The following is a 6,756-nucleotide window of genomic DNA, read 5'->3' on the forward strand; positions in this document are numbered from 1 at the left end:
TATTCCTCCTGGGAATCCTTTGTTTCTTTGTTTTACTTTTGTGCTATCTCTCTTAGAGATTGCTTTTGTTGGCCATTGGCATCGAAATTGCTTGGATCCAACCAGGCTTCGAAGCGCTGTTTGATAGCTGGCCATTCTTGGTCAATGATAGACAACCAGTCTGTATCACGGGTACGACCTTTATAAACAACAGCCTGACGGAAACAGCCTTCATAGGTGAACCCTAAGCGCTCAGCTGCTTTGCGAGATGCTTGGTTTAAGGCATCGCATTTCCACTCATAGCGGCGGTAACCTAAATCTTCAAACACATAGCGCGCCAAGAGATACTGGGCTTCCGTAGCCATGCGTGTCTTTTGGAGCGCTGGTGAGTAGGTCACTGCTCCGACTTCGATCACCCGATTAGCTTGATCGATCCGCATGAGAGAGAAAGTCCCCAAAGCCTTGCCTGAATCTTTGTCTACAATCGCATAGTAAAAGCGACCTTGATCTGTCATGAGATCATCCAATAAGCGGTCCCACTCCTCTTTATTGTGGGCAGGGCCTTTGAACAGAAAGGTCCACATCGCTGCTGGAGAGTCCGGCCCGTAGACCTGATAAAGATCTGCTCCATGTTTTTCTTTTGAGAGGCGCTCGATCACAGTATAGCGACCCTCGATCCGCTCAATAGCTGGCAAACGCCCTGGTGTAAAATCCGGCAGTGCATCGCCAATCGCTTGGCCAAATTCATTTGTTCTCATAAAATATCCTGTCCTACTGCTTTTTCGACATTATCGCGAATGCGTTGCCGTCCCAGTCCCGTCGAGCCCTTATGAGTAGGAATCAAGATGACGGCTGGGGTTACTTGCCGATCGTAGTGGGCAATGGTATCTGGGATTTCCTGAGCCATATCCTCCGTCAGATAGATGATGCCAAAATCTTCTTGGCTCAAGTGACGTAAGGTATTGATGGTTTCCTGAGCCTCTGCTACGGGAAAGGTCTGAAAGCCAATCATCTGAAAAGGAAGGATGGCATCACGGTTTCCTACAACGGCAATTTTTTGCGTTTTACTGGCCATAGATTGGTCTCATCCTTTCTTTTATTTTGTCAATTGGAAGCTGATTGTCTAGCCCCGTTAAGACCAAACGAAGATTCTTCACCTCCAGCTCTTTTCCGAAGAGATAGCGAGCTAAAGGCAAGGGGCCATCTGTCTCAAAGGAAGCTTGTTCCAAAATTCGGTACTTGATCACATGCTCCAGGTATTCCACTGTCTCAGCGCTCACTCTCCCTGCTCTCATCTGCTCTTCGTACCGAGACAGTTCCACATCATAAGGCAAGGGATTAACTTGTTGGAACCAACTGATGAGGTTGCCCTGCTCCACACACTGGATGACTTCTCTTGCTGAGAGGGTCCCTGCATCGGACAAGAGTTGCTTCATAAAGCTGCCTGGCTTTTTCAGGCTGAGGGCCCGCTCAACAGTGATGACATTGTAACAATCAATGGTCAAGGTGACCAGCGATTCTAGAAGTGGATGCCCCAGGTCTTTCGCCAAGCGTTTGAGATGATCAAAGTAAGCCAGATCCATGCCGATCTCCAGAACGCGAATGTCCTGATAGTCGACATATTCCTGCCAGGTCGCTGCTACTTCTTGAGCCATAAAATCTGGGCAGTTCTCTGAAGAAAAGGTCTTGGCTACTTGTTCAAGAACCGCTAAGGAATAGGGACCTACATCCAATAACAAGAAATTCAAATCTCGCCCCGTTGCTCGCTCTTTCAAGAAGACCTTGAGATTGTGATAGGTGTACTTGAGGGCAAAGAGGTCGACCACAGCTGGGTTTGGAGCTACCTGATAAGCCCAATCGTACTCAGCTAGAAGGTGCTTCATCAAGGCTTGCTCGACCACTTGGACTTGACGCAGTTGATCTGCCTCCAAGGCATAGGCCGTCCCTTGCAAGAGATTAGCACGTGCTTCTGCATCGGAACTGTTCAGAAGGGCATCAAACTGAGCTGGGCTCAAAAAATTAGCTTCACGTACACTAATCCCGGTATTTACTTGAGAATACGTCCGTTCACTCATAGGCCCTCCTAGTTTTTTTCTTCTTTAAAAATGCTGGCTGCCATATGGAAGCTCTGCTCCTCCCGTACAGCATCAACCAAATCACGGTAGAGGTAGCTGGCATCTACTTTGCCAAAGGAAAGGACAAAACCAGCTTCTTGGGTAAGAGTTTCTGTCGCTAATTGAAGTTGTGGATAAGCCTCTATCAAATCCTGACGATCTTGATCTGTCAATTTCTCTGCTGTCACAGCGCCCAGGGTTAAGACGGTTGCTTGGTCCGCATAGCGAGGAAGAATACGGTGAAGAAATGTGAGTTCTTCCTGACGTGACCAAGTCGCCATTTTCTGGTAGGCATCCGCAAACAACTCTTTTAAAACCCGTTGCTTAGTGACCAGTGTCGATTGGCGCTTTTGATTTTCAATTTGTTGGCTTTCACGTTGCAAGTGGCGCTCAATCGTCTGCAATTGAACCGCCCGTTGGTGTAACTTTTCTTCTACCAAACGAGCTTCCTGCAACTGGGCTTCTGCTTGGACCTTAGCCGTCGCTTCCGCCACTAATTTCCGGCCTTTTTCATGGGCCTGTTCAAGGATGGAATCCTTTAATTGGGAATAATCCGTCATTGTTTTTATTTCCTCCTTTGGAGTTCTTCACCACCGATAATAGACGAAGAGAAGCCTCCTCATCTTTGACTTAGGTGTGTCTAGATTAGCCGACGCGAAGAGTCAAAAGGAAGGACACAACGAAGGCCAAGATAGCATAGGTTTCAACCATGGCCGCAAGGATAACCCCCTTCATCATGTCTTCTGGGCGTTTTGCCAAGATTTGCATCCCAGCCGTTGCGACATTCCCTTGGTGTTTCGCTGAGAAATAACCAACAATCGCTACTGGAAGGGCTGTGAAGAAGTAAGCAACTCCTGTTTCAAGAGCCATATCTGGCTTAATTTGCAACCAGATCAAGATCCCAATAACGAAACCATACAAACCTTGTGTACCTGGCAACAATTGCAAGATCAAGGCTTGGGCAAATTTTTCGGGTTGTTCTTTCAAGAGTGCGGCAGCAGCCTGACCGGTCTTACCAACACCTAGGGCTGAACCCATTCCACTAAGAGCCACTGCAATGGCTACACCAAGGGCTGCAAAGAAGGCCCCCCCATGAGTTGAGAAATATGAAGCTAAAGATTCCATGAATATACTCCTATAATATTTTGTATAATTGATTTACTGAATTATTTTTTTGTTTTGACATAGCGTTCCGACGGTTTTAGAGGTTGGAAGGGCTTGCCACCACCCTCGTAGAACTTGCCAAAGAACTCGACAAAGATCAAACGCGCTCCATGCACATAGCCTGATAAGAAGGACAGGAACATATTGATGGCATGGAGGAGGACAAAGAGGACAAGGCCGACTGTGAACCGTCCCAGGGTTGGGAAGAGATTGACAATCAAGTTAAAGGCTGAACCGATACTGGCCCCGGACAAGCCAAGCGCCATCAAACGGGTAAAGCTGACCAAGTCTCCGACATACCCACTAACATTGTAGAGATTAAAGAGACCTGCTGCTAGTCCTGATAATTTCTTAGCACTGACAATGGACACCACCAGAATCCCAATCGCATTGAGGATGGCTAGCCACTGACCAATGGGGACTAGGTAGGATAAGCCTGGTAGGATATTTCCGACTGCTAAAAGCATCAGGCCCAATAATATCAAGACCCAAGCAAAGCCTGCATTGTAGGCTTCCGTGTAGTCTTTCAGGCGAACGTTTTTCATCCCTCCTAGGAAGAGACCGACCAGAACGGTGATGAAACCAAAGACAACCGATAGGATCAAGATGGTCATGGCATTGGTGGTCGTACTGATCAAAGCAAAGGGCATCTCAAAGCCGAAGAAGGAACCGTAGACGACTCCCCAAAGGGCTACCGAGATTCCTAAGAGGCAGAAAAAGCGAAGGTTTTTTGCTGCGCTCGGCTGTAGCTGGAAAGCTTTTAAAGCAAAGCCAGTTGCCAGCGTTAACAAGAGCCCATAGCCGATATCTGCTACCATCATTCCGAAGAAGACAAAGTAGAAGAGAGAGACGATTGGCGTCGGATCTTTCTCATAATACTTGGGCAGGGCGTACATTTCGGTCACCAACTCGAAAGGCTCCACCAAGGCATTGTTTTTTAGCTTGATGGGTACCTGATCCCATTCATCTTGGGTGACCTCTCGTGTCTGCAAGACGACTTGGCTCCCAAATTCCTTTTGAAGTTTAGCCTTTAAAGCTTCTAGTTGAGCTGTTTCGATCCATCCCTCTAGGGCAACCAGGTGGGCTGTGCTAGCAAGAGAGCCTTTGGCCTCTTCCCGCGCTCCTAGACTCAAGACATAATCGAGTTGGTACTTGAGTTGGTTGAGGTCTTCCTTGGCTTGACTGAGCGTTTCCAAAGTAGCTGTTTCGACAGCACCTTGTTCTTTGATCTCTCTCTTGAGTTGCTCCAAACGTTCTTTTGGTAGCGTTTCTCCTTGATAGTCAAACTCTTTGAAATGCGAACTAGTCAGCGTATCTTGAAGGTCTGTTAAATCCCCAGACTTATACAAGACTACCACCCCATGCTCCGTTTCCGAGCTGAAGACCACATCGACCTCTACATCTGGATGAGCCAGCAAGGCTTGTCGCGCCTGATCCTGTTCACTATTCGGAATGGTACCGATTAAGCCACGAACATAACGGAAACGCTTGAGCTGGTCAGGTGTTGTCGTCAAGGTACCCCATTTTTCTAAAGAGGCGATTTCCTCTTGGGCTTGCTGGATGCGATCCCGAGCCTTTGCTAAGACAGCCAATTGTTTTTGTACAGATTGTAAAAGACGTTGCTCATCACGGATGACCCCATGAGACTCTAAATCGTGAAAAGACAAGGACAAGGGAGCTTCTTTTAGTTTTTCTAATCCCTTCTTCTGAGGAATAAAAGGCTCCAGGGCCTGTATGGCCTTTTCTAACTGCTCTTCTCGACGTCTTAGTTCATCCATTCTTAGAGCTGATCCTTTGGACCCATCACTCGTCTGAAAGGCAACTTGCCAATCCTCTTGCTCGCTCAAATCATAGATTTGGACAGATTCCTCTGACTGGAGCGACAAGAGAAGCTCGTCCATTAGATTTGTGGGCAAAACCAGAGAAAGGTGTTGCATTGGACTAATTGCCATAGGTTGCTACCACCTTTTCTACAATTTCGTCTACCAAAGCTGCACGCTTATCTGTCATGGCTTGCTGCACCTTTTCGTCATTGCGTTGACTGGTCACTGCCAGGTCAGCTTCCAAGCTAGCAATCGTCGCTCTCGAGGACTCTTCCCGCTCTGCTACTAGCTTAGCGGTTTCTTTGTCATAGGATGCTGCTACCTCCTGTAGGTAATCACCTAACTGTTGGCGCAAATCTTGGACCTGATCTTCGTAACTTGCGACAACGGCTTCTGCCGCCATTTCAATCTCTTGCATCATTTCTAGAGTTGCGTTGGCCATCACTCCACCTCCTTACCTCTTCCTTTACGAGAAGGAACAAATTCTTGTGTAAATTATAACATATTTTAACAACTTTTTTCAGCGTCTTTCCTTTGTTTCCAGAGCTTATTTTTTTAACAAAGGCGATTCAAAAAAGATGTTGATTCTGTTCCTTCTTTCAGTCATTCGTTGGTCGTATTCCTTGTATATCACAGTTTTTTATGTTATACTATGAAATATATTATAGGATTTTCTCCAGGTGTAACCACAGTTGAAAGGAGGACCGCTGTGAAACAAGATCGTGATCTCCGAAGCATTATTAAGAGCCATCAAGAAGAAATGACGGAGCTAGAGTTAGACATTGCTCACTATTTTTTATCTCCTGAAGCACAGCAACACTCTCTTTCCTCGTCTAGAGTGACGGAACTGTTGCATGTATCAAAAGCTGCTTTGACCCGTTTTTCCCAAAAGTGTGGCTTCACAGGCTACCGTGAATTTATTTATCACTTTAACGAAGAAACCAAATCTCAAAAGCAACAATCCCCGCACGACGAACTAACCCAGGATGTCTTGCGTCGCTACCAGCAGGTCCTTCAGGCTACAGAAAATCTAGCCAAAGATGACCAAATCAAAGAAGTCGCCAACTTAATCACTCAAGCAGATCGGGTTTACTTCTTTGGAAAAGGAAGCTCAGGATTGGTCGCTTCTGAGATGAAACTTCGTTTTCTCCGACTGGGCGTTGTTTGTGAGGCCTTAACCGATCAAGACGGCTTTGCATGGACGACCAGTATCTTGGATAAGTCCTGTCTGGTCATTGCCTTCTCTCTGTCGGGAACTACACGCTCGATTATCCACAGCCTCCTGGATGCTCAAGAAATGGGAGCAAAAACCGTTCTTCTTACTGCTCAACCAGACGCTATCAAAGATGACTTTACGGAAATTTTACCAGTTGCTCCCCTACCTGGAAGCACCTATATCGACCGTATTACGGCAACCCTTCCCTTCTTAACCACGATTGATTTAATCTATGCTCACTTTCTCGAAATGGATCGGGAGCGCAAGGAGAAAATTTTCAATAGCTATTGGGAAAACAAAAAACTCAATGGCTACGATTCACGTAGACGCTAATCTTCCGATTTATCACCAGGAGCTGAGGATCCTTTCCTCTGCATTCTGGTTTTTCTTTTCCACAAAAAATGAGAGTGGGACAGAAATCGGTAATTCGTTAGAATTCGATTTCGTCGTCCCACCTCCG

8 protein-coding genes are annotated in these 6,756 nt (G+C 46.6%); 1 reads left to right on the plus strand and 7 read right to left on the minus strand.

Going from position 1 to position 6,756, the window contains the following annotated elements; genetic code table 11:
- Positions 1 to 32 precede the first annotated feature (32 nt).
- The 7 genes from ADH49_RS05990 to ADH49_RS06020 all read right to left on the minus strand — a co-directional run bounded on the left by ADH49_RS05990 (position 33) and on the right by ADH49_RS06020 (position 5,522).
- Positions 33 to 737 carry a GNAT family N-acetyltransferase gene (locus ADH49_RS05990; RefSeq protein WP_048690711.1) on the minus strand — a complete coding sequence of 235 codons (705 nt, stop codon included), beginning with the start codon at positions 735 to 737 and terminating at the stop codon, positions 33 to 35.
- On the minus strand, positions 734 to 1,054 hold the full coding sequence (locus tag ADH49_RS05995) for a V-type ATP synthase subunit F (protein WP_023027501.1): 321 nt from the start codon (positions 1,052 to 1,054) through the stop codon (positions 734 to 736). The genes ADH49_RS05990 and ADH49_RS05995 overlap by 4 nt, the downstream gene beginning before the upstream one ends.
- Positions 1,044 to 2,054, minus strand: coding sequence for a V-type ATPase subunit (locus tag ADH49_RS06000; RefSeq protein WP_048690713.1), 1,011 nt, complete (start codon positions 2,052 to 2,054; stop codon positions 1,044 to 1,046). Before ADH49_RS06000 ends, ADH49_RS05995 begins: the two co-directional genes overlap by 11 nt.
- 8 nt (positions 2,055 to 2,062) lie before the next feature.
- A complete protein-coding gene (locus tag ADH49_RS06005) occupies positions 2,063 to 2,653 on the minus strand; it encodes a hypothetical protein (RefSeq protein WP_048690716.1) in 591 nt (196 codons plus the stop codon).
- A gap of 85 nt (positions 2,654 to 2,738) precedes the next feature.
- Positions 2,739 to 3,218, minus strand: coding sequence for a V-type ATP synthase subunit K (locus tag ADH49_RS06010; protein ID WP_023024938.1), 480 nt, complete (start codon positions 3,216 to 3,218; stop codon positions 2,739 to 2,741).
- 41 nt (positions 3,219 to 3,259) lie between these two features.
- A complete protein-coding gene (locus ADH49_RS06015; protein ID WP_048690718.1) occupies positions 3,260 to 5,209 on the minus strand; it encodes a V-type ATP synthase subunit I in 1,950 nt (649 codons plus the stop codon).
- Positions 5,199 to 5,522 (minus strand): hypothetical protein, encoded by a 324-nt coding sequence (locus tag ADH49_RS06020; protein WP_048690720.1) that lies wholly within the window; start codon positions 5,520 to 5,522, stop codon positions 5,199 to 5,201. Before ADH49_RS06020 ends, ADH49_RS06015 begins: the two co-directional genes overlap by 11 nt.
- Before the next feature lie 267 nt (positions 5,523 to 5,789).
- Between ADH49_RS06020 and ADH49_RS06025 the strand changes: the two genes are divergently transcribed.
- Positions 5,790 to 6,629, plus strand: coding sequence for a MurR/RpiR family transcriptional regulator (locus tag ADH49_RS06025; RefSeq protein ID WP_048690723.1), 840 nt, complete (start codon positions 5,790 to 5,792; stop codon positions 6,627 to 6,629).
- Positions 6,630 to 6,756: the final 127 nt, after the last annotated feature.

It is taken from the genome of Streptococcus sp. 400_SSPC (assembly GCF_001072745.1).
Classification (GTDB): domain Bacteria; phylum Bacillota; class Bacilli; order Lactobacillales; family Streptococcaceae; genus Streptococcus; species Streptococcus xiaochunlingii.

Excerpts from the sequence above, each read along its gene's own strand:
- ADH49_RS05990 (WP_048690711.1), bottom strand. The coding sequence starts at position 737 with ATGAGAACAAATGAATTTGGCCAAGCGATTGGCGATGCACTGCCGGAT.
- ADH49_RS05995 (WP_023027501.1), bottom strand. The coding sequence starts at position 1,054 with ATGGCCAGTAAAACGCAAAAAATTGCCGTTGTAGGAAACCGTGATGCC.
- ADH49_RS06000 (WP_048690713.1), bottom strand. The coding sequence starts at position 2,054 with ATGAGTGAACGGACGTATTCTCAAGTAAATACCGGGATTAGTGTACGT.
- ADH49_RS06005 (WP_048690716.1), bottom strand. The coding sequence starts at position 2,653 with ATGACGGATTATTCCCAATTAAAGGATTCCATCCTTGAACAGGCCCAT.
- ADH49_RS06010 (WP_023024938.1), bottom strand. The coding sequence starts at position 3,218 with ATGGAATCTTTAGCTTCATATTTCTCAACTCATGGGGGGGCCTTCTTT.
- ADH49_RS06015 (WP_048690718.1), bottom strand. The coding sequence starts at position 5,209 with ATGGCAATTAGTCCAATGCAACACCTTTCTCTGGTTTTGCCCACAAAT.
- ADH49_RS06020 (WP_048690720.1), bottom strand. The coding sequence starts at position 5,522 with ATGGCCAACGCAACTCTAGAAATGATGCAAGAGATTGAAATGGCGGCA.